Here is a 24,810-nt window from a genome sequence, read left to right on the forward strand (position 1 = left end):
GGAATGTCCATGCCGTTATTAATTGGAGGTCATTATCGACAGTTTATAATTATAGCTTGCATTATTTTTTTAAAGCTTATTTGAAATCATAAATTTCTTATTGACTCCTATCTCTAATTCGATAGCTTAACTAAAATATAATTTTATTGAATTGAAAATAACTTACAATGCAGATTATACAAAAAGTAAAAAATTAAGGATAGGACTTAATTATTCGCCTATACTCAATTTTTTACATTTACTTTGAATTAATAAAGAAATGTCTTGGATAATGTGTTAAATGTTGATAATCAGGTGGTAATTGTTTTTATCCTTTGCTGTTACTAACTTAATCTTTTTAGGCCAGGCAAAACCAGACCCCTGGATTAGGTAACGCTCAGTTTCTGTCAGATAATATGTATTTACCCCCTGGACCATCACCCCCAAGCCATTATATATTGTTCTACTGAAGTTTGATATTTACCGAAATCAGGGAGATTTTGCTGTAAGGAAACAAATTCGGAAACATCAGCATCATGACAAAGAACGTATCCAGATCCATATGTACAATTGCTCTTTTCATGTGACAAAATTAGTTACGTTTTGAAACAAATTATGTATTTTTGTTGTCTAAAATTGTAACAATGTCAAAATTCTCTGATAACATCGTGTTTTTGAGAGGAAAGAAAAATATGACCCAGCAGGAGCTGGCAGATCTATTAATTCTTACCCGATCCAGATATGTCGCCTATGAATATGGCAGAACAGAACCACCTATTGAAATATTGCTTAGAATTTCAAAATTCTATAACATCAGCATCGATCTATTGTTGACTGTAGATGTCAGAAAATTTTCTATCGATGAACTCATGGAGCTTCCTGAGAATAGGATCGTTCTGCCTATAAGGGTTGATCAGGATGGAAACAATCAGATTGAGATTATTCCCCAAAAAGCTTCAATGGGTTACTTAAATGGCTATGGAGATCCTGAATACATTGAAAGTCTGGAGACCATATCATTACCTTTTTTAAAAGGTGGTAAGTTTAGGGCATTTCCAGCTGATGGGGATTCAATGCCTCCTTATAAAAACGGAACTTACATTGTAGGGAAATATGTCGAAAATCTTTCTGACCTGAAAACGGACAGAACTTATGTTTTTATTACCACTAATGATGGCATCAGTTATAAAAGGTTCCAGTTTCACGAAGCTGATGGTATCTGGGTAAAAGCTGACAATCAATTTTATGAACCTTATAAAATTCCATTACCTGAAATTAAAGAAATCTGGGAATTTGCCTGTAGTATTAATACCAAAGAATATGAACCTGATGAATTTTCAGAACATCATATTCAAAACTTTATCACAGAGATTAAAACTGATATCAGACAGATCAAAGAAAAGATGGGAGATAAGAATTGAATTCATTTTGAGTACATGGCATAATCAAAAAACTTCCCCGAAGGGAAGTAAAAACACAAATGATGAAAAAAAATCCCGAAGTAACGGGATATTACTAAGATAAATATTTTAATTTAAAGTTAAATGACCCAATTGAGCTTATTTGATACTGAAGAATTCTATGAGTTTCCAAAAGACCTTTTGGAATACAGAGAGGGTTTTCTGAGTAGGGAAGAAGCAGATCTGCTTAAAAGCCAATTATTGGAAACGGTTCCCTGAGAACAGCGTACACAGAAGATGTACGATAAGATGGTGCTTACTCCAAGATTAACGGCCTGGTATGGAGATTCAAAATATAACGATTCAGAAGAAGATAAAAAGCCAACGAATCCATGGACTCCCGAATTACTTTCTTTAAAAGATAGAATCGAAAGGAATTTGACTGTCAGTTCAATAGTGTTTTATTAAATCTATACCGTAACCAAAATGACTCCGTCGCCTGGCACCGAGATAAAGAAAGCAGATATGGGAAACGCCCTGTCATTGCATCCATCAGTCTTGGACAAACCAGAAACTTTGATTTCAGAAAGAAGGATCATCATCAAAGCAAATACAGCCTTCCACTTCCTCATGGTTCCTTACTTATTATGAAAGGTGACTTGCAGGAAAATTGGGAACATCGGATAGCAAAATCTATAATCCCTATGAAAGAACGCATTAACCTTACATTCAGATTAATAAAAAAAGACATCATTTGATAATCCTCTAGGACCATATGCTACTACGAAGTAATTTCTTTCGTGTGTTTCAATAACATTATTTATTAATGAAGGAACTCCTTATTATTAGAAATAATTTTTAAAAAAATTATCGTCTCTGTTTATTTTAAGTAAATATTTTTTTGCTTCCCCTTTTTTAGATTTTTATTGGGTACAGTTTTATCAATTGAGATAAGAATATGGGATTGTTTTGCCAGGGGAAGAAATTCGATTATATTGCTCTGGAAGCGCAGGAACGGAAAAAGCCTTATTGAAGAGTATTATCAATAAATCTAGGGGTAATTTAATTTTAAAATCAGCCTTTTATCTCAAATATGTATAAAATCCTGGCGTAAACCGGGATTTCTGTTTGTAAATATACCATTACAGTGTGGATATTAGTTTTTAGTTATCACTTATGATACTTAAAATATCCTTTAGGCTTTTTTTTATTACTAATTGAAAATCAGTTGTTTTTTTAAATTTGCGCATGGTATTTTTAGATAATATTATTGTGTCTTTTTCAGTAATTCTCACGTGCTCTTCTTTCTTTCACAAAATTTAAGCTATAACTTCTACAATATTTAACGGGCTTCCAAAATATATTTTACCAAAATGAGAAAATTATTTTATTAAACAAACAATGGATTTGTCTATCAGAAAATCAGAAAATAAAGAAAAAACTACGTAGTGGGTCAGGGTAGCTTGTCTATAATTATAAATATTAATCTGTTAAATGTTGACTGAAGGATAAAAATTAAAAACTAAATAATATGGTGAATATCAATCAAATAAAACAAAAAGGAAATACCTTTTGCAGACATCTTATGATGCTGATAGCTTTAGCAGGAAGTATAACCGTATTTTCTCAGGATGCTGCGGTAACTCCTAGTAATGACGATACCAAGGTTGCCTGGCGTACAGGTGGTGGCAGTGGAACCATTATTTTTGGAACAGTAAGCGCTGCCGCAGTTGTTGGTAATTGGGGCACTACGCTTTCTCAAATTACTGATTCAAACACAAGCAATTCCGGCTTTTCATCACATTCTGTTTCTTCAACTTTGGGTACAGACATAACCTCGACAGTAAAATTAAGCGATGGTAAAACTTATGGAACAACTCCATTTACAGGTTATAGAATTGGTGTAGTAGTAAACAGAGCTATTACTGGAGGCTTTACCCCAACAATTGGTCTTACCGGTACCAACAATGTCATTATTACAACATACCTTGGAGGTGTTGTGCAAGAAACTTCTCCTGCTCAAAATTGGACACTGGGAGCCACTTCTATGGATGCTGGTTTTTATGTACATAAACCTTTTGATGAAGTACATGTAATACAAAATGGAAGGGTAACCAATGTAGGTGGTACCGCCACTGCAACGCTTGGTGTTAATTACGTGTATCTGCAGCGTTACACACGTACAGGTGGTGGTTTTGATACGACAGGAGAAAAAGTTGTCACCTGCAATGCCCAGATACCACTCACAGGTAAAGGGGTGACAGGTTCAGGTGCGGCTGTTGTATTTGTGCCGCCTTCTCCTGTTCCTGTTGTTGTTCCTGCAACTCTCTGGCCGGGACTGGCTCCTGCTCTGGAAGATGAGAAGCCTAATACACATGGTACAATTCCTTTCATTAGTGCTGGTCTGGCAGTGTATTCCGGTAGATTAAAAGATGAGGGTGTGGTATATCCTGCCGGTACTTTTGGTGGCGGTGTTTACCAGCTGAATGCCATATCCGGAGGGCTGAATGTAACAAAAACACTCAGGTTCTATTTAAATGGTGTCCAACAAGGTCCGGACGTAGTCAGTCAGGAGTTTCTAAGTGTATCGGCCAGCGGAAGTCTTTTGACTGTAGGAGCTGTGTCCTTGTTTCCTTTTGATTCCATTGAATTTGAAGTCTCTTTGAACTTATCTGCAGCTTTAGGTATACTCGAAATCTATTATCCTATTGTACAGCGTTTTTGTGATGCGACCATTACCTGTGGTGCGCCGGTAAGCCTTATTTCAGGAGAGCTCACCGCGGGAGGGGCACAAAACCATCCCGTTTATGCAAAAGCTATTGGTACCAGTATACTTACTGCTTCTCTCGGAAATCCAGGCATCAACAACGTTCAAAATGTGATCGATACTGATTTAAACAATTATGCAGAAATAGGTGCTGCCACAGGTGCATCGCTGTATTCCAACTATGGCATTTCGGTTATTTCGAGACAGGTATTGGATGCCAGTGACCCAGGTCATATTAAATATGGTTATCCTAAAGGCACCTTTGCTGGTTTTGAAATTCAGGACGATAGCTTTGCGACAGCGAGTACAGCTAAAAATTTTATCATCAGTACTTATAAGGAAGGAATCATTCAGGATACTTACAATACTCTTAATGTAGCATCGGGAAGTTTATTCACCCCCAATAACGGGAAATACATTATAGGGATGAGGACTACTAAAGATTTTGATGAGATAAGAATTACGGTAGAACTACTGGCAGGAGCATCGGCAGGTTCCAGTACAAAAGTCTACCGTGCGGTGGTTGAAAAGTTTTGTCTATCAACAGCACAGGCTTGTAATACATCAACAGATCTCAAAAGACCGGTTTATCCTGTATTCATAGATGCTGCAAATACTGGCATAGAAGGTCTTGCAACGGGAAATACTTATTTTGAAGATTTGAACAACATCGTTTCCAACACTGGACAGCCTGCTAAATTATATACGGCGGCAGGAGCTGTAACCAATGCTTCGGTAGCTGTACAAGATGGTAGCAAAGGCATCGGTATTCCAGGAGATGCTACTTATGAACTGTATCCTGCTGGTACTTTTGCCGGTTTTGATGTAGCCTTTCCAACACTTGCGGCAGCAGAATTGGCGGGAAGCACAATTACCATTATAACATTAAAAGCAGACGGAAGTGTTGCAGACTCAGCAGTGATGAATTCCAGTTTCTTTGGTTTACATACTTCTGTTCTGAACGGAACGAGCAATCGTCAGATATTGGGGTTTGCTTCTGGTCAGCCATTTACCGGTGTTAAACTTACCATAAACAAAGCCTTAAGTGCAAATGCAGGTGTTTTAGAAATTTACTCGGCAGTAATTCAGAGATTCTGTGCTACTCCTGTCATCAAATGTGATGGAATAGAAAATATAAGTGTTCCTAAGTATCCGTTGTATGTGAACGGAGCAAGGACAGGGGTTACTGCTTTTGTGGATGGAAATAGTTCTATCAGTCTTTCTCAGAATGCAATAGATTTAGATCCAAACAGTTACGCAACGATGCAACTTGGAGCCAGTGCGGGCTCAGGATTAGGTTTCAGTGTGGCAAATGGTTTTGGTGATTTTCCTAAAGATACATATGTAGGATTTGACATCGCAACATTAGATATTGCACAGGCAAGTGCTTTTGAAACAAATAAAATAGAATTATACAAAGACGGTACTCTGGTACAGACCAGTACAGGAACCCAGCTTGCAGGCGGATTAAGTACTGCTGCGGTTTCTGGAGGCTTTCAACGTTTGATAATAGGAACAGTAGCTCATGTTCCATTTGATGAAGTACGGTATGTGATAACCCGATTTGCTGGTGCCTCCGCTGGTGAGATTAGAATCTTCAATGTAGTAGCAAGAGATTTCAGTCCCACTTCTACCACAACATGTCCGTTAGTTTTACAGTGTGATGGTACATACGTGCTGACAAATGGACCTACGACTACTGTTTCTCCTACGATTCCTGCGGTAATAGAATATGCTAACACAGGATATGAGGGTTTAGCAACAGCAGGATATGGTATTGATCATGTTTGGAATGCAGTAAGCCCGGATCCGGCGGATTATGCAACTATCCATTTACCTGCATCAGCTGGTGTTACGGGTTCTATCTCTGTAGCTATCCCTAAAGTAACTTTGCCACCGGGCACATTTGCAGGATTTACGGTAGATAAGCAGAACTTTCCTTTTTCCGGTGGTTTTTTACCCAATGTTATGGTAAGTACATATTTAAATGGCGTACTCAGAGAGCAGAGGAGTGGTGGGGCTTTGATAGATTTTTCTTTCTTCACACAATGGTTTGGTACCAATCCCAACATATATACACCGGGCTTCCAAACAACATTATCGTTTGATGAAGTCAGGATTTCTATTGGAAGTGTTGTCTCATTGGGAGACCAGACATTGAGGGTATATTCTGCTTATATTGACACCAGGACGTCAGTAGTAACAATACCCGGTGACGGTTACACTCCTATTGTATGTAATAATGGTGCCTGTTATAAGCCCGGAGCTATTGCTACAGCTGGAAATCCTGCTTTGGTAAGTAAAGTAGGAATCACATCATTATTAAGAACAGGAACTCAGAATTCAGACAACTGGCCGGCAGTTCGAACAGGCGCCTGGTTAGCTTTAGAAGCAAGAACGAAGGGTTTTGTAGTTAATAGAATGGCGTTTAATTTTTCTGGGAATCCTGTGGGAATTCCGGCTGTCGATTTTGTTGAAGGAATGCTTGTTTATGATACAACTAACAAATGTTTAAAAATGTATACTACTCAAAATGGAGGCAGTACATTTGAATGGTTCTGTATCAACACACAAGCATGTCCCGATTAATAATACTTTTTGAGAATCTGAATAGTGATGTTTTTATTTTCAGGTTCTCAGTTTTCATTAAAAATAAAAATAAAATGTTTAAAAATATAATAGTAACAACCGGGTTTCTAATAGGTGCTTGTTTACAGGCACAAATAGGAATAAGTAGAGAGAGCGTAACCAATGGCTCTGTTTCATTGCAGTTTGGGGATAACGAAAATAAAGGACTTCTTCTCCCTTATGTCACAGATAAAACAGGAATTACTGAAAGTGGGACTATACTTTTTGACACTTCAGACAATAAAGTAAAATATTTAAAAGATGTAAATACATGGTTTGATCTGAGTGTTGATGCAACCGGGACAGCAGATTTGAATATTCAGGCAACTGATAGAGTAGAGCACCCAGGAGCAAAGATTTGTATCAGCCCGACATTGGGGGGTGCAGATACTACACAAGGAATATTGGTTCTGGCTGATGATAATAAAGCAATGGTTTTGCCTAAAGTTGCCAATCCGCATTTGAATATTATCAGTCCTTCTGCGGGAATGATAGTATATGATACTATAAAAAAACAATTGGCTGTTTATAATGGTACTGTTTGGAGTTTTTGGAAGCCTTAGATTGACAAAATTAACTGGGGAAAATAGAAGCAATAATGACGAGCCTTCAGGAAGTAGTGGAGCAGATAAAATAATTTAATGATGCTTTTAAGGCTTGGATTTAGTAAAAAAGAGGTATTGAGGTAATGAATTTATAGAAAACTAATATAGATATATTGTTGAAAAAAGCTGTTTCTGAAAGGGAGGTGAAAGTATTTGATATATGCAGTTTTTTTAATGTTACAGAAGAAGTCTTATAAATGTATCAATCGGAAAACTTAGACACCGAAGTATTATTAAGATGGTATAAATTGTTGAAATATCATTTTTTCAGGTATATTCCCAAAATCAGATTTTGTATTCACCTCCGGTTTTGGTAAATTATATTCAGGAGGTAAAAACAAAAAAAGTGCTTTATCGCAATTCTGTAAAAATTTATATACCCGGAAAATTATCTTTTTTTACTGTAATTAATAAACTATGGGAAAAAACAAATTATTGATGAATTTAAAATTCCTAAAAATACCCTTTACAATGGTAAGCAAGTACAAGTAAACCAGTCTGATTATAACATAATATATAGGGAGGTGATTTTCAGAAAGTTTCCGGACAGGTTATAATATGATCTCTTATCCTGAATAAGGAAGATTTTTCATATACACAAACTTATTTTTGGAAATCATAAAGCTCCCTTAATGACCCCAATCAGAATTACAGAGCTTGTAATTAATTATACAATTTTAAAAATACTAAAATACCTAAAACAGAAGGAATCAATAATTCTCAGCTAGCGTTACATTTTAAGTAAATACAGAGGCACGCTGGAAAAAGCTGTTCAAAGCTAAGATGTTGAATTGATCAGGTTAAGATACTTGTAACTTATGTTGGAAGTAAGTTTATTGTTGGTATTGTCTGCTTTTCCACTCATATATTTTGGTCACATATGATTTATATTAAATTTGAAGTATCTAATAGTCACAAATGATTTCAATAAAAAAGATACTGATTATAATTGTTTTTGTAACCATAAAAATATTCCTACACAACTCGTTCAGTCAAAATGGATCACTAAAAATGAATACCTTATAAAAAAGATCAGTGGATTTAGTGCACCTAAAGTTTCGGAAAGCTGTCCTGTTAAGGCCATGATACTTTTATATTTTATTGTAGACATCATTTTTCAGAGAAAATATTTACAGATAATAAAATAAATCTTTTCGGTACTACGAATAAGTAGTGATTTTATATAAAATGAACTATTCAACTTTACCCAATATAAGTTGATCAGCTATTCACAACATTTTAACACTAAAAAATCACTACTTATGAATATCGAAAGAACAGAATTTATAGCCTGGATGGAGAGAATCATGGAAAGATTTGACCTCCTGAAAGAGCAAATGCTCAAAAACCAATCCAGATTTATAGAAATAGATGGAGAACAGCTTCTGGATAACCAGGATGTTTTACAGCTGTTAAAAATAAGTTCGCGATCATTACAGCGCTACCGGACGGATAAAAAGCTGCCGTATTATACCATCAGCGGAAAGCTGTACTATAAGCTTTCTGATGTTCATCAATTGATCAGAGAGTGCTTAAACTCTTAACGATGATAAGACATTAACAGCCAAATCATTCATCATCATTCCAATTCTTACGAGTCTCTTATTGAACCTATACCTTCGTTCCATTAAATAAAACAAAATGGAAGAAGAAATAATAAACTCTCAGGAGTCCGATGAACTCAAACCCTCAACAGACACACTCCTTGTACTGAACATTCATACTAACCAGGTTGAAATGGTCAAAGGAATTGATCAAGATGGAAATCTTCAAAAAGTTCCTCCACAAGAAAAAAAGGATAATGAGCAGCTGATCAGCGTTGATAAACATGGCGATATTTTCTCCAACTTCTTTTCCAATTTTTACCGGCAGCTCAAAAATCCCACGCATTTCAACTTTTTTAAAGTTTCGGAATACGATGCTGTTAATACGGCTAAGGATCTTCAGAAGTATGTTGATCAGGCATCACCTGAAGAAAAAGAAAAGCTGAAAGACTACGAAATCTTACCTCAACATAACAACAATCCAAAAAATCAAAATACAATGGACAACAACACAGACAATCAGGAATATCGTTTTCAGCCTGAACAAATCGACTGGAAAACGATGGAAAAATTCGGACTTAACCAGGAAAAGCTTGAAAAAATGAATGCGATGGATGCATTACTTAGGGGATTTAAAACCAATACACTAATTCCCATCACCATTAATCTGGGAACGGCAGTAAGCAAAATGGATGTTCGATTATCTCTTCAGACAGGAGATACAGGACAGGTTGCCGTTCATCTGCACGGAATCCGAAAAGAGCCCAGTCTTAATAATAAATTTTTAGGTCACCAGTTCACGGATGAAGATAAAAAAAATCTTAAGGAAACCGGGAATATGGGCAGGGTAGTAGATCTGGTCAATCCTAAGACGGATGAAATTATTCCATCGGTTATAAGCCGTGACCGACTCACCAATGAACTCGTAGCTTATAGAGCGGAGTACATGAAAATCCCTGATGAAATCAAAGGAATTAGGCTTGATGAACATCAGAAACAAACTTTACTGGAAGGTGGACCATTGTATCTTGAAGGCATGACCTCTAAAAAAGGAGAACCTTTCGATGCCATCGTACAATTCAATGCAGATAAGCGGTATGTAGAGTTTATATTCAACAATAACCACACACCACAACAAAGTCAACAACATCATCATAACCAACAACAAACTCAACCTACGGATAAAGAAGCACCCAAAGTATTCAGAGGAAAAGAACTGGATGATTCACAGTATGAAAAATTCAAAGCCGGGCAAACCATTTACATTGACGGCCTTACCGATGCTAAAGGTAAAGCCTATCAGGGCTATATTACCTTCAACAAAGAGACTTCCAAAACTGACTTCTCCTTTACCCATCCTAATAAACTTAAAGAGCAGGCAAAGCCTACAGAAGATCATAAAACCCAAACTGCGGTTAACACCCATAGTAAAACCAATGAAGCTACTAAAAATGTGAAGGAGCCTTTAGAATCAACACAGCAGGAAGACCAGCAAAAAAAGGTTAGAAAACCAAGAGGACGAAAACTATAATAAACATCTAAATCCATCATATGAAAGCAATCATCGCAGAAAAACCCAGCGTTGCAAGGGAAATAGCCCAGTTATTAGGAGCCCATGAAAAAAAAGATGGTTATCTATCCGGTAACGGCTATTGTGTCACCTGGGCATTGGGACATTTGATATCGCTAGGAATGCCGGAAGATTATGGTATAAGAGGCTTTAACAAAACCTCTTTGCCTATCTTTCCCAACCCTTTTATTCTAACTCCCAAAAAACTAAAGAAAGCAAAAGGCTATGAGCCTGATCCTTCCGCTTTAAAACAGCTCAACACCATACAACAAGTCATCAATCAATGCAGCAGTATTATTGTGGCTACTGATGCAGGAAGGGAAGGAGAGTTAATTTTCCGCTATATCTATCACTACCTACAATGCAACAAACCTCTTGAAAGACTCTGGATAAGCTCCCTTACCGAAAAGGCAATACAGGACGGTTTTAAAAACCTTCAGCCTGGCGATGCCTTTGACGGTTTGTATCAAGCTGCTAAAGCCAGAAGTGAAGCGGACTGGCTGGTAGGAATCAATGCCACTCAGGCATTAACCATCGCAGGAAACCAAGATGTTTATTCATTAGGCAGAGTGCAGACGCCAACCCTGGCTTTAATCTGTCAACGGTTTTTTCAGCATCAAAACTTCACCAAGCAAAAATACTTTCAAATCCAGCTGAGCCACAGAAAAGAATATACAGACTTCACCAGTTTTTCGCTATTACAATGGGAAGAAAAAAAGCAGGCAGAACAAATCCAAAAGATTATAGAGCGGGAGGGAAGAGCTATTATAGATGATGTATCTGTTAAAACAGTACAGGAGCAATCTCCATTACTTTTCGACCTCACAGAATTACAGAAAGAAGCCAACAGAAAACTGGGGCTTTCTGCTGATGAGGTTTTACAAACAGCCCAAAGCCTCTATGAGAAACAGTTCATTACTTACCCCAGAACCGGCAGCAAGTATATTCCTGAGGATGTATGGCCTGTAATTCCTGAGCTGGTCAGAATCCTCAATGCAACCGATCATTTCAAACCAGCCATATCTACTTTAAAATTCGGAAACTTCAACAAGAGAATAGTCAATGATTTAAAAGTTACCGACCATCACGGATTACTCATAACAACCAAAACACCTTCTGCACTTAGCGCTACGGAAAAAGCTATTTATGATACGATTGCTTACCGCTTATTAGAATCCCTATCCCACACCTGTGTAAAACAAGTCACCCAAATCCAGATAAAAGTCCATCATTACGAATTCCAGATCAAGGGCTCAACAATACTCAATCAAGGCTGGCGAGCCATCAAAGGGATTCTTTCTGACAATGAAAATTCAAATAACGCTAACGAAGCCCTTACTGAGCTTCCGGAATTCAAAATCGGAGATGAGCTGAAAATATCAAAAGCAGAATTATTAGAAAAAGTAACGCAACCTCCTAAACTTTATACAGAAGCTGACCTCTTATCAGCGATGGAAAATGCTGGCAGATCTATGGAGAACAAAGATGAACAGAAAGCGCTATCCAATATCGGTATCGGAACCCCAGCTACCAGAGCTTCCATTATTGAAACGCTGCTCAGCAGAAACTATATCATCAGAAAGAGCAAAACCCTGCATCCCACCGATAAAGGTTTACAGGTTTACAACCTTGTCAAAGACAAAAAAATAGCCAATGTCCAAATGACTGCAGAATGGGAAATAGCACTGGATAGAATTGAAAAAGGTGAACTCAATAAAACTCAATTCATAAACGACATCCAAGCTTACACAACTGAAATCACTAACGAACTTTTATCACTCAATATTCCTCAAGAAAAAATCCCACAACTCAAATGTCCCAAATGTCAACAGCACAATCTTATCATCAAAGACAAAATCGTAAAATGCCCAGATGAACAATGCGGTTGGATTCTCTTCAGAACTATATGTGGAATACAACTCAGTATTAAAGATCTTAATTTGTTATTAACTCAAAAAAAAACATCACTTATCAAGAATATGAAAAGCAAAAACGGTAAAAAGTTTGATGCTTATCTAATTTTAAAAGGTGATTTCAGTACTTCATTTGGATTTAGAAAGGACATCTAACTAATACAATTATAGTCTGGATTATAGGTCAATGAGAAGTAAAGTGTCCATTTCCGGTGATATCTGGAAATGGACTCTCCATAGCTTTTATAGTACCCTTTTCTCAATATACAACATCTTCCAAGCTATGTTCGTTGTCAATGTGGATATCAAGAATATATAAATAGAATTTTAAAGTGCTTTACGTTGTTTCCGTCAGGAGCGAGATATAGGTGTTCCTTTTGCCTTTCTTCTGCAGGCCCAGCTCCTGTTTTCTTTTTATATGAAGATATCATTGGGTGTTAATGTTATTTTCTCTGTAATAATCTATTGGGTTAGATTTTTCTGCTAACTTTGTAACTAAGCATTAAACACACTAATACACCATTTACTCATAATAATGAAACATTATCCAATGAAGAATTATTTTATTTTTTTACTCAGTTTTTTCCCATTCTTCTTCACTCTTGCTCAGAATAAACAATTTGATACCAAGTTGCAGACAAAAACTATCACTAGGGAGCTCAATGAAATTAGCCAAAATATTAATGAACGCAAAGGCGATCCAAAACAACAAGAGATGCGCCTGCTGCAATTAAAAAAAGTGTCGGAAGACCTCAACTATGATAGGGGAACTTTTCAAAGTGGTTCGCTTATCATGATGTTATATGCATTTCAGGGGAGAAATCAAGATATCATTACATTAGGAAAACAACTCAAGAAAGTTGCCCAAGGTAAAGTAGATACTTATGGTACCATTTCCAGTATATATCGTCGTAGTGCACTCGCTTTGGGGGAGCTTGGCTTAGATGATGAAAGTATTAAAGATTTTAGAACAGCTATTAAATATATACAAACAATTGAAAATAGGGACACTAGGTTATACTACCTGTCCATATGCTATGAAAATATGACTGTCTATTATGAGAATAAACAGTTTGATAGTAAATTTGCCGATTCAATATTATACTTTCGTAAAAAGAGCCTCGCTGCGGCAAAACAGGTGAGAGATGGCAGTATCGTACCAGATAACCTGAAATATGACCAGATTGCTTTTACTAACATGGCAATTGGGGTATTTTATCTTGGTAAGGAAGATACCAAGGAGAATATAAAAGAAGCAGAAAAATATCTTTTGGATGGCTTGAAAATAATCGAAAATAAGAAATACAATATAGCACCTGAGAGTAAAATAAGGATGCTGAACCAGGTAAGCTGGCTTTATTCAGAAAAACTGGACTATAAGACATCCATTGCCTATTCGCAGCGTGCACTTGAATTGGAAAAGCAAGTTCATAGCCCAGGCGATAGAGTAGAATCTTATGAATTCCTTGCAGATTCCTATGCCGGTATTGGTGATAGTCAGAAGGCCAAATTCTATCTCGACAAGTACTCCTATCTTAAAGACAGTTTACATGTTGCCACAAAGAATAATGCAAATGTTGTAATGAAAAGTATGGTTACAGATGGGGTTAATGTACAAAAAGAAAAATCAAATAAATTACTAACCATTATTCTAAGTTTAATACTCGTCTTTATCATCATCATGATTTTGCTCTGGAGAAGAAAAAAACGGAATCTCCAGAAGAAATATGAAGAGATAATCTATAAAATAAACAGCGGAAAAGAAAACTCACCGGTACAACCCATACAAACTACAAAGTACGATGGAAATAAAAACCCTGCAATTATACCTGAAGATACCGCAAAATTACTGCTTGAGAAACTTGAAAAGTTTGAAGCCTCTGAAAAGTATCTGAAAAATGAGGTGAGCCTTTCGTGGCTTGCCAACCACCTCAATACAAATACTAAATACCTTTCCGAAATTATTAAGCTTGAAAGGGGTAAAAACTTTTCAAATTACATCAATGGTTTACGAATCAATTTTATTGTTGATAAGCTCTACAACGAACCCATATACAGAGAATACAAGATAAGCTACCTTGTTGAAGCAAGCGGATTCGCTACTTACAAGGTTTTTGTAGTCGCTTTTAAGAATGAGCATGGTGTAACGCCATCCTATTTCATTGACAAGCTGAGAGCTTCTGAATAACTTAAATGTCAGTAATATTAATCGGTGATAGATGGAGTGATATTGGTAATACTTTTGGGGCAAAAGATTCTGACAAACAATCATTAAGAGACCCAAATGAGCAAAGAGCTCGTCAAAACAGTTTTGATGGCAGCTTTATTTTCCTCTTGGTGCACTGTGTAATAGTTGGTACATGAAATAACGGAGAGAAGTAATACAAGATAAAGTAATGATTTTTTCATTGTAGTTAATTTTATATATGCAAATCTAAATGAACTTTAAAGGAACTAATTACGGTTTTCCGTAGTCTCAAAAATTTTACGTTAGGAACGTTTAAAGCCTCGATTAACAAATAAAAAAAAATAAACCTATGGGAAATTCACTAAATATTTGCTACCTTACATTATCTCTTAAAGATTAAAACTAATGGCAATTGAAAAATCTACAGGTTATACTGAAACAGAAAGAATATTAGCAAAACTATGTGATGCTACTTTCTTAAAACTATGGTCTTATCCAAATCCTTACAAAGAAGATACAAAGGAATTGTGTGATTTAATGGCTGTCTTTGACAATAAGATTTTTTTATTTTTTGATCGTGAAAGTAGGAAATTTGATAATTTGGAGGGTGATATTGATGTGCAATGGAAACGCTGGCACAAAAATGTAATTGAGAACCAAATAAGAACAGCGGAAGGAGCAAGAAGATATGTACTTGAAAATCCCGATAAAATATATTTGGACAGTAAAAAAACAACACCTTTTCCGATACTCATACCTCATGAAAATTTAACTATATATAGTATTATTATTGCTCATGGAGCAGCGGAAGCTTGTTTGCGGCATTCACCCGAAAATATTAACGGAAGTCTTGCTGTAACTTACAGTAAAAGGGAAAAATTAGGGCTTGATATTCCTTTTCTCGTGGAGCTAGATAGTAATAAACCTATTCATATTTTTGATACCTTTAATTTAGAAATCATTCTTAAAGAATTAGATACTGTATACGATTTTTCTGAATATCTTTCAGAGAAAGAGAAGGCTTTAAAGCACTATGAAAGTATTACTTATTGCGGAGAAGAAGATCTATTAGCTAATTACTTTCAAAACTTTGATGCGGTAAAGCAAAAGCATTTTGTTGGAGTAATAGATGAAAAAGCAACCAGCATTATGATTTCCGAAGGTGGGTGGAACTCCTTTGAAAATTCAGCTTTGTACAAAAGGAGAAAAGAAGCAAATAAAACATCTGAAATGTGGGATAATTTACTTCAATATACTACACAAAATGCCTTAGATCAAACTCTTAAAGGAAATAGTAACATCTTTAAAGGTGAAAGCGCTATTTGTGAAATGGCCAAAGAACCTAGATTTTTTAGAAGAACCTTGTCTGATCTTATGATACGAGCTATAGAGGGATTTCCTGGAGATGGGACAACGCTTATGCGTAATTTATCTATTATGCCATCCTTTTATAAAAATACAGTTTATGTCTTTTTACAATTACACGATCCCAGAAATAAGGATTACGATAATGAATATAGACCTAAAAGACAAGCGCTGCTTGAGATTGCCTGTGGTGTGACAAAAAACAAATTTCCTAAATATGAAAAAATAATAGGGATTGCTATTGACGCTCCTAAATTTACTCAAACCAATTCTGAGGATTTCATTCTGCTTAACGCAAAGGATTGGTTCGAAGACGATATTTTATATTATTCGGATGCAAATAAAAACATTAATTTCTTAGAAACTAAAAAAATGGTTCGGGAAACATTAACTGTTAGGGATTTTCCAATTAACAATAATTTGAGCCGTCATAAAAAAATCGGTAGAAATGACCAATGTCCTTGCGGCTTTGGAAAAAAGTATAAGAAATGCTGTATTGGTCTCAAGAAGTAATATCGCTGGTCTATAATCAGTTATACAGAGATGGTTTTTATTAAACACTTATCTATTAAGCATTATATAATTTTATCTTAATAAGAAACCGTTTGCAACTTTTGTAAGGGTTTACTATTAGCCTATTAATGTTTTTAGTACGCTTATCAGCTTCTCTTTCTCCCCACTTCCCGTCGTCGAAAACCTTACCAAAGGAATTTTATACTTCTCCAAGATTTCATTCTTCATACGATCTCTTGCGGCTTGTCGGCTTTCTGTTTTATGGTATTCATAGCCGTCAACTTCAATAGCTAACACAGGATTTTTCCCTAGCTTATTATAGATCAGAAAATCAAGATGCGTAGCGTGATGTTTTGCGTAACGTTCTTCTTCTAGACTTAATCTGGAGAAATCTAACAATAGATTTCTTAATGGATGATGGATAATAACGCCATATTTTGAAAATTGATCATTTGATAAAACCTCTGTAATTAATTGATACATGAGATTCTCACTGTCAAAAACAGATTTCTTTTTGTGATCCGATAAAAGAGCCCTTCTTTTTTCTTCATATCCTTTGTACAGATAATCAAAGATAGAATGTACCTCACTGTTTATTACTTGGAAGTTATTGTAATCAATATAGCGGATTAGATCTGAGATATTCGTGTCATTGTCACTTTCATTTCCGTTTACCAATAGAATCAGCTGATCTTTGGCTCTGGAAATGGCTACATTTAGACGGTTCGCATTATCTGTGAATTCAGAGATTTCATTATCTACCGTGGAAAGAATGATCACATCATTTTCTCTTCCCTGAAATTTATCCACCGTATCGGCTTTGATATCTGTTCCCTGAAATGTTCTTTGCAGTGCAATGGTCTGATTGCGGTAAGGCGTTACAATTCCCAGATTCACACCTTCCAGCTTTTGTTGTGGAATGATTTCCTTAATAATCACATCAATCTGCCGCTGATTCTCTCTTTGCCGGGCATGATTGCCTTCAGTTGTTTTATAGACTAATAAAGGTTCTCTTTCCGTCTGTCCTTCTGAGATAATAATCAACTGATCATTATAAAACTTACGGTTACAAAAATCAATAATTTTAGGATGGCAGCGATAATGTTCTTTTAAAAGTGTTTTAGGCACTTTCGGAAATACTTCCGTAATGGAAGAAAGTAAGCTATGATTGGAATAGCGATAAGGTTCCGGGATATCATAGTTCTTAAAGATCTGATCGGTATTTTCTGCTGTTTCAAAATCCACGACATTGGGAAGCTGTTTTAAATCTCCTACAATGACGGCCTGTTTTGCGCAGGATAATGCGAGTACACCCGTTGCAAGATCCACCTGTGAAGATTCATCAACAATCACATAATCATAGACTACATTTTCAGTAAGACTTCTTCTTAATGAGTACGTCGTACTCATAATGACAGGATAATCTATAATAAATTCTTCTGATTTAAAACGGAGATCCCATTCGGTATATTCTGAACGTTTTTCTCCTTTATATTTTTGGTAGAGTTTGTTTTTAAACAGCTGCATTGATCCTTCTGTATATTCTTTCATTTTATCATGGAAGGAAAAATGCTGTAACGTATTTTGCAGCTCGTACTTTCTTAAGTCAAGCTCTGAAATTTTTACCCCATAGTATTTTGACTGAACAATTCTGATCATTTCTTCATACGATAAGGTATAAAAAATCTTATCTCTTACCCCATACAGAAAAGGAAATATCAGTTTACGCCACCAGTAAAATTTCTTGCCTGTTTTCTCATAGTCTTCCAAGGTAACCCATAAAGAAAGCAGCTGATCTGAACTGACATTCTTTTTAAAACGGATTTCTGTTGCCAAAGCGACATCATCCGTAAAATGCTGATGCTCTGTTTTGATCTTATCGATTTCCAGTTTGAGTAAAGCCAGTTCATTTTTTAGTTCCAACTTTTCAGCAAGCTCAGCAAAAAGAAGGGGAGTAGACTGAATAAGGGATTGTTCCTGTTCTTCCTCTAATCTAAAACCTGTTAGATCCGGGATTTCAGTCTGAGCATTGATAAATTCTTTTTTATTCTGGCTGCTCCCTAGCAATGCAGCTATAAAAGAAACCCCACTGCTTTCCAGTTTCTCAAATACATTTTTTGTCGCCGAATTATTGCTTGAAACAACAGCCACACTCTGATTATTCATCACTGCATTGGCAATGATATTAAGAATAGTCTGTGTTTTACCTGTTCCGGGAGGACCTTCTATAACACTTAGCGGATTTGAAAATGCATTATCGACTCCTGTTCTTTGGCTCAGATTAAATCCAAAAGGAAAGATTTCAATAGGAGAGGCGTGGTAATTCTTTTCGGTTTCTTTCCCATTAAGATAATTGTAAAGAATAGAAGTCTCAGGAATAAAACGGATACTCCCATAGCTATTAGCAAGAATATTATTGCCTTCCTCTACCTTTAAACCAATACTTTCTGCAATTGCCTTTAGATAAGAAAAAATATTTCCTGCTCTCTCACTCTGAATGGCAGATTTAACGATCTTAATCCTGTGTTGAGAATAAGAATAGGTTTTATCGCTTCTTTTATATATTACTACACATATACTGCCTTCAAAAGAATAAGATTCTATCTCATCAGTTCTGTCTTTACTATCTATGTAGATTGCTTCTGTTCTCAAGTTATTTGAAGTAGATTTTTGCATAGATTATTAATTACTTATAAATATAAGAAGTAATAATTAAAAATATATTCCCAAAATTAAAAGATAAGAAAGAGAGTATAAAAAATAAGCAAGGTTAAAAACCTTGCTTAAATCTGTGTTGTCCAGGTCTCGATCTGCAATGTTGAATTACATATTCTAGACGTCCAAAACGTATTCTAGTATAAGCTCTTACAAAAACAGGTCTCCATCCGGAGCAAAAAAAACAATTTTCCATTATGGACAATATTTAAAGTTAGCATCTTTAAAATGTCCTGTTAAATTGTTTATTATGACAAATATAGATAATTATAATATTAATTCAAAATTCGATTGTCTTGAATCAATCTATTCTAAATCTCTGTGAAATTGATCTAAAAAATGTTTTTCATTTATCATCGATTTTAGCAACCTAACATGACTTTCTTCTTTATTACGATGAGGATTTTTGATGCTATGATATCCTACTTTTTTAGTAAACTGTTCTGTTTCTATTTTTCTAAGTATTAATCTCATTTTTTCCGTCATTTTTTCGTATTCAAATGCTATTTTATATAATGTAAAAGTTTTGATATCTGTAATAATATATCTATGTACAATTTTATTTCTTTCATTGTAAAGATCAAATAATTTATTGTAAAGATTGATATCTATTATTTTCATCTCTTGAGCTTCTCGATAAATATTTTTTTCATTTATTGGTTTATCGTCTTGATCTTGAAAAATATATTTTATTCTGAACAGTTTGGTATTATCTAAAATTTGATATTTTAAAACAATTGATAATCTAAGATAGGCATCTATCTGATTAGCATTTATAATAAGTAGCTCTATTGCTGACTCATTTTCAATCGCTTTAGCTTTTAAATCAAAAGTAGCTCCTAATGATGCTACAAACTTTTCGTAACGATAAAGATGAGTTGCTAATGTGCGACTGTTTGGTTCTATACAGATTAATGATTTCAGGGAGTTCTCGACCTTCTCAATTTCTTTTTCTAATTTATTATTAATCACCTTGATCTTCTGGTAGACATATTTTGCCATGAAAAAAAAATCTTTTACTGTTGTAGCCCATATTATAATTATAAACCCATCATTCTCATCTATTTGTCTTTTTTCGAATTTTAGATTATTTTCAAAATATTCATGTTTATTTTTGAACCTTTGATATTTATTTTTTTCCTTTTTATAATGACTTAGTTGAAAACACCCAATTGAGTTTCTAAATGGTTCAAAACTGAATGGTGGAGAATTTTCTAAACCCATTATTTCATTTCTATAATCCCATTCTATTGGAATATCTATCTCGAAAACACCATCAGGGCTAGTAAATTTTTTCATAGAGTTATGTAAATTGCAAATAACTCTAAGTTACTTATTTTATCTTAGAGTTATTTACATTTATAAAAATATAAGAGTATGACAAAAAGAGTTGATTATTACTATTTACCCAAAAAGTATTGGAAAAAGCATAACTATTGTGAGTTTGTTATAAATCAAATCGAAGAACTTATCTTGGATGAAAGATTTATTGAATTAAAAATACAGACATTTGAATTTTCCAAAGATGTAATTAACAAAATAGACGTTTCAGATAAACATCTCTTTGATAGACTGTCAGAATTAGGATTTAATAATGAATTGACAAAGGTAGTAAGAACACACTTAATACTTTCATTAATAATGGAAACGTGTTACTTTATACAAGAAAGTCTTTTATGCTCATTAAAGATGCGAATGACAGTATGTTTTACATTGCTTAGAAAACCTTTTTTGGAAATTTTAATTCTTGTTATGAGAATTTTAAATGAATCAGATTTTATTGATAAATTCAACAACCTTGAAGGCTTTGATCCAATAAAAACTACACCTAATGAAAAAAAAGATTTGATAACAAAGACAAACAATTTGCTTAAGGATTTATTTAATAATGAAGACTTGTATCAGTACATTTTTGATAAAGAGTTTGGAGATAGCTTATTTAATATAACGAATAATGCAATTCACTTATATACAGATAGAAATCCAGTGTCAGCAACAGAAAAGCAAAACTTAAATTTTATATTTAGTACTCGCGAAAATATTGATGATATGTGGGAATATATATATCATAATATTCCAATGCTTTTAACATTTTTAGCTTTTTCTATAGATTTATTAGTATTGAAATCTACTACAGTAGATGAAGATATTTTTTTGAAGAGACATAAAATGAGAGAAAAACTAAGGAAAAGATATAAAGTTGAATAGATAAATTAAAAATTTATGCTCACAAATCTCTTACTAATTTAAAATAAATTGTTATAAATTTTTGAAAAATAACTACATACAATTAAATCACAACTAATATCGGTTTTGTCAAAGTTAATATTAACTCTATTACAATTTTTTTCAATATCAATTTGTAAATCACAACTCTGTTTTATTCGGTAAAAATAAGAATGCCACTTATCGCAATCTTTAGGGATAGGAAATAAAATAAATGCTACAAGTCCAAAATTCGAATTAAGTTTTTTTGTATCTAAAATAATAGAGTCAAAATTCTTTGTTGTAGGTTTTTTGCAACTTTTCACCCCAGCAATATCCCAACTTGTATTTGGTGTTTTTAGTTCTACACAGTAGAAATCATTTTCTTTGGAAAATGATAAATCATATCTATCTTTCCGCATTTCATATGAAGTTTCAACAAAGACATCCGTGAATCCTTGTTCTTCTAATTTGCTTGCTAATTCAAACTTAAGCCAGCCTTCAAATTTATTTCTACTTTTTACAGCGATACTGATTACTTTAGAATTCTCAAGAATAATCTCGGTAATTAGTTGTCTTATTAATTGATCCAATAGTTTTTTATTTTTTATGATTTAATTAAAAATAAATTTTATAGCTACGGAATTTTACAAAAAGGATAATTGTTCCTTTCCTATCTCAATTTTTATATCCAAAAAAGCCAGAAATCACATATAAAAGATCATCCGCAATTTTTTTTATTTTTTCAGGTTGTTGATTTTCTTCTTTCAATTGATCTTTTATCAACACAAATTCTTGACTAAAAAATTGATGAAAACCAACCATAAATAGAATGTTTAAAATGAACTGACATTGTTCTGCCAAATTATCAAGGTCTGCTTTAAACTCAGAAGATTCAATTTCGATTTTCTTTGAATTATCGAAATCTTGCAAATAACCTGGAATTGGTTCCTTTACGGGAAAGCCATCATAATGTTTAACACAATTTGAAATCCAATTTATTTTCTCAGAAATTTTAAATGAGTTAATTGTTTTGAATAGGTCTTTATCTATTAATTTTTTTAAATATGAATTTAAGTCTAAAAAATTGTTTTCAAAATCAATCTCTTTAAAAAACTCATTTAAAACTCGTAAAAGATCCTTTAGATAACTTTCATATTTATGGTAAGCGCCCACATATCCTAATCTTATCGTTTCATAATAATTTTCTTTAAGTTCCTGATTGGTTATAGTTATTAAATGTTTATATTTTGAGGATTTTAAGTTCCTTTGGAAGTCCTGCGATGCTCTTAGTGAAGCTGGTAAATAATATTGAATAAATAAGTTCTTAAATGAGTTTATTTCTGAAATATGTTTAACAACAAAATTAAACATCTTTTTACCAAGAGGGTCATCTTGTGTTAATGAGAAATTATTTATTTGAGAAAATTGCTTTGCTAAATTTTCTACTAAAATGTCAATAGGATTATTTTTTTTCATCAGATTATTTGAGTAATGAGTGAAGTGTATAACAACTATTCCACATATTGTACGGCTTTAAAAGTAATATTTAGTGTATATTCAAGATGATTGGATACATTAATATTAATTTACTAATGATTTTATCAGTTTATGTTAAGAATTGAATATTCATAATCATATTCTAATAAATGTGGAGTAGGACTTTTTCCGTCCGGATTATAATAGTTTATACCTCTTGATGTTTCTGAAATCAGGTGCAAATTTTTTCTCGCTCTGGAAGCTAAAACATAAAGTAGTTTTTTTGAATTTTCGTAACCATTTGTGTCGTTAAAATGAGGTATGTAATCATCAAGCAATGCGAAACCAATTACAGTGTCATATTCTTCCCCTTTCACGCCATGAATAGTTGAAACTGTTATGCCATCTTTTTGCCTAAATACTTTTCTGAAATTTTCAATATCTCCAATAAAAGGATTTCCTTCATCAATAAGCCTTTGTATACGACTTTCAGAACTAGCAAAAAATGAAGTATGGTGCTCTTTCAGTAATGGAAAATTACTAATGTCAATTTTTAATTTGTTACAAATTTGGTTAAAGAAAAACCGTAAATATGTCAAACCATCATTTTCATCAATTTCTATAGAATTACAAATTTTTAAAAATTCTTTATTTGAGATTTTTGTTATGTCAATCCCTACGGCTTCAAACTCATATAATACTTCTTTACTCCATCGGAGCCTTCGAACATACATAAAAGGAGATGGCTCTGTTAGAACTATTCTTGCAATTTTGAACCAAAAATTTTCAATATCACGAGAAAAGGGTGCCATTCCAGGACCATCGAAATTGTAATCAGGAAGCCTAATCATCAACTTTCTAGTTATGCTTGCAATATGTACCCATTGTGGTGCTACAATGCAAATTTCATTAGGACTAATGCCAACTTCTTGCACATTAAACAAAATTAGTTTCGCAATTTCTTCAATCAAATTACCTACAGAAACCGAAAAATTATAAGTGATTAAACTATTGTAATCTTTATTATTTCCGAAAGATATAATTGGTGTTGTAAAGGTTTTATAATAGTCAAAATAATTAATTATAGCTTCCGATGATCTGTAATTTTTATCTAAGCTCAATTGCTGCAATTCAAATCCTAACAGTTTTTCTAATTCTTTTTTTGCCATTGGATAACCACCTAAAGAATTATAAATAGATTGATTTGGGTCACCAACAATTAGAGTTTTTGAACAGCCCTTATTGGCACATAATATCTTTGAAATAATGTGATATTGTATTTCTTTAGTATCCTGATATTCGTCGATTAATATAAATGGAAATAATTTGCAAAGAATAGAACTGATTACCGGTTTTGACTTCATTAAATCATAAGCATAAAAAAGAATTTGCTCAAAATCAAGTTGATTGTTTTTTTCTAATATTAAAAAATACTCTTTAAGTATAGCCTTAATATGATTATTCTGATTACTATTTTTTGAGGTAAATTTATATGTTCCATTTATAGTGGCATAATACTGAAAGTCATAAAAAGTAACTTTTGGATTACTGTATTTGTTACATATCTCAGTCAACAGCTTTTCAGTATCAAATGAATTACAAACCTTAAAACCATTTTTTAGTCTATCAGAGTACAAATGGTAAGGCTTTAAAATCCACTCCATGCAAAATGAGTGGATAGTACCAATCCATAATTGAGTAGTATCAACTCCTAACAGCTCTACACGGTCTTTAATTTCTTCCGCAGCGTTGTTTGTATAGGTTATTGCAATTACAAACTCTTTGTCTGTTTTTAATCTGCTAAGTTCATATGCAATTTTAAAAGTTAAAGTACGGGTTTTTCCACTTCCTGGACAGGCTATAAGAAGCACACTTTTATCTTCTAAAATTGCATTTTGCTGTTCATCGTTGATGCTACCTTTTTCCCAAATAAACATAA

Annotated in this window: 15 protein-coding genes and 1 pseudogene; 11 read left to right on the forward strand and 5 right to left on the reverse strand. The window is 33.9% G+C overall.

Annotated features, from left to right (window positions below):
- Positions 1–623 precede the first annotated feature (623 nt).
- The 10 genes and pseudogenes from CHSO_RS10460 to CHSO_RS10505 all read left to right on the forward strand — a co-directional run bounded on the left by CHSO_RS10460 (position 624) and on the right by CHSO_RS10505 (position 16,472).
- Positions 624–1,400, forward strand: coding sequence for an XRE family transcriptional regulator (locus CHSO_RS10460; protein WP_045495664.1), 777 nt, complete (start codon positions 624–626; stop codon positions 1,398–1,400).
- 123 nt (positions 1,401–1,523) lie between these two features.
- Positions 1,524–1,658 (forward strand): hypothetical protein, encoded by a 135-nt coding sequence (locus CHSO_RS26410; protein ID WP_262483769.1) that lies wholly within the window; start codon positions 1,524–1,526, stop codon positions 1,656–1,658.
- Positions 1,659–1,882: 224 nt separating this feature from the next.
- Positions 1,883–2,137: pseudogene (locus tag CHSO_RS26245) on the forward strand (alpha-ketoglutarate-dependent dioxygenase AlkB); the annotation flags it as partial.
- Between the two features lie 773 nt (positions 2,138–2,910).
- On the forward strand, positions 2,911–6,735 hold the full coding sequence (locus tag CHSO_RS10470; protein WP_144428899.1) for a hypothetical protein: 3,825 nt from the start codon (positions 2,911–2,913) through the stop codon (positions 6,733–6,735).
- A 74-nt stretch (positions 6,736–6,809) separates the two neighbouring features.
- Entirely contained in the window at positions 6,810–7,337 is a 528-nt protein-coding gene (locus CHSO_RS10475; protein WP_045502254.1) for a hypothetical protein, read from the forward strand.
- Positions 7,338–8,641: 1,304 nt separating this feature from the next.
- Entirely contained in the window at positions 8,642–8,923 is a 282-nt protein-coding gene (locus CHSO_RS10485; RefSeq protein ID WP_007845572.1) for a helix-turn-helix domain-containing protein, read from the forward strand.
- A gap of 97 nt (positions 8,924–9,020) precedes the next feature.
- Entirely contained in the window at positions 9,021–10,454 is a 1,434-nt protein-coding gene (locus tag CHSO_RS10490) for a DUF3945 domain-containing protein (protein ID WP_045495667.1), read from the forward strand.
- 20 nt (positions 10,455–10,474) lie between these two features.
- Entirely contained in the window at positions 10,475–12,562 is a 2,088-nt protein-coding gene (locus CHSO_RS10495) for a type IA DNA topoisomerase (protein ID WP_045495669.1), read from the forward strand.
- Positions 12,563–12,956: 394 nt separating this feature from the next.
- On the forward strand, positions 12,957–14,594 hold the full coding sequence (locus CHSO_RS24990; protein WP_052480555.1) for a helix-turn-helix domain-containing protein: 1,638 nt from the start codon (positions 12,957–12,959) through the stop codon (positions 14,592–14,594).
- A gap of 405 nt (positions 14,595–14,999) precedes the next feature.
- Complete coding sequence (locus CHSO_RS10505) at positions 15,000–16,472, forward strand: SEC-C metal-binding domain-containing protein (RefSeq protein ID WP_045495671.1); 1,473 nt, start codon at positions 15,000–15,002, stop codon at positions 16,470–16,472.
- A gap of 117 nt (positions 16,473–16,589) precedes the next feature.
- Here the strand turns inward: CHSO_RS10505 and CHSO_RS10510 are convergent, their stop codons facing one another.
- Both CHSO_RS10510 and CHSO_RS10515 read right to left on the reverse strand, forming a co-directional pair.
- Complete coding sequence (locus CHSO_RS10510; RefSeq protein ID WP_171817634.1) at positions 16,590–19,124, reverse strand: AAA domain-containing protein; 2,535 nt, start codon at positions 19,122–19,124, stop codon at positions 16,590–16,592.
- A 369-nt stretch (positions 19,125–19,493) separates the two neighbouring features.
- Positions 19,494–20,486, reverse strand: a complete 993-nt coding sequence (locus tag CHSO_RS10515; protein WP_045495679.1) for a hypothetical protein — start codon at positions 20,484–20,486, stop codon at positions 19,494–19,496.
- A gap of 78 nt (positions 20,487–20,564) precedes the next feature.
- On the opposite strand from CHSO_RS10515, the gene CHSO_RS10520 reads away from it, so the two are divergent.
- Positions 20,565–21,395, forward strand: a complete 831-nt coding sequence (locus CHSO_RS10520) for a hypothetical protein (protein WP_045495680.1) — start codon at positions 20,565–20,567, stop codon at positions 21,393–21,395.
- A 38-nt stretch (positions 21,396–21,433) separates the two neighbouring features.
- Here CHSO_RS10520 and CHSO_RS10525 read toward each other — a convergent pair whose 3' ends face one another.
- The 3 genes from CHSO_RS10525 to CHSO_RS10535 all read right to left on the reverse strand — a co-directional run bounded on the left by CHSO_RS10525 (position 21,434) and on the right by CHSO_RS10535 (position 24,808).
- Positions 21,434–21,985: a hypothetical protein gene (locus tag CHSO_RS10525; RefSeq protein ID WP_052480556.1), complete on the reverse strand. Its 552-nt coding sequence runs from the start codon at positions 21,983–21,985 to the stop codon at positions 21,434–21,436.
- Between the two features lie 85 nt (positions 21,986–22,070).
- Positions 22,071–22,871, reverse strand: coding sequence for a hypothetical protein (locus tag CHSO_RS10530; RefSeq protein WP_052480557.1), 801 nt, complete (start codon positions 22,869–22,871; stop codon positions 22,071–22,073).
- Positions 22,872–22,996: 125 nt separating this feature from the next.
- Positions 22,997–24,808: a UvrD-helicase domain-containing protein gene (locus tag CHSO_RS10535; protein WP_045495684.1), complete on the reverse strand. Its 1,812-nt coding sequence runs from the start codon at positions 24,806–24,808 to the stop codon at positions 22,997–22,999.
- Positions 24,809–24,810 lie beyond the last annotated feature (2 nt).

The organism is Chryseobacterium sp. StRB126 (assembly GCF_000829375.1).
Taxonomy (GTDB): Bacteria; Bacteroidota; Bacteroidia; order Flavobacteriales; family Weeksellaceae; genus Chryseobacterium.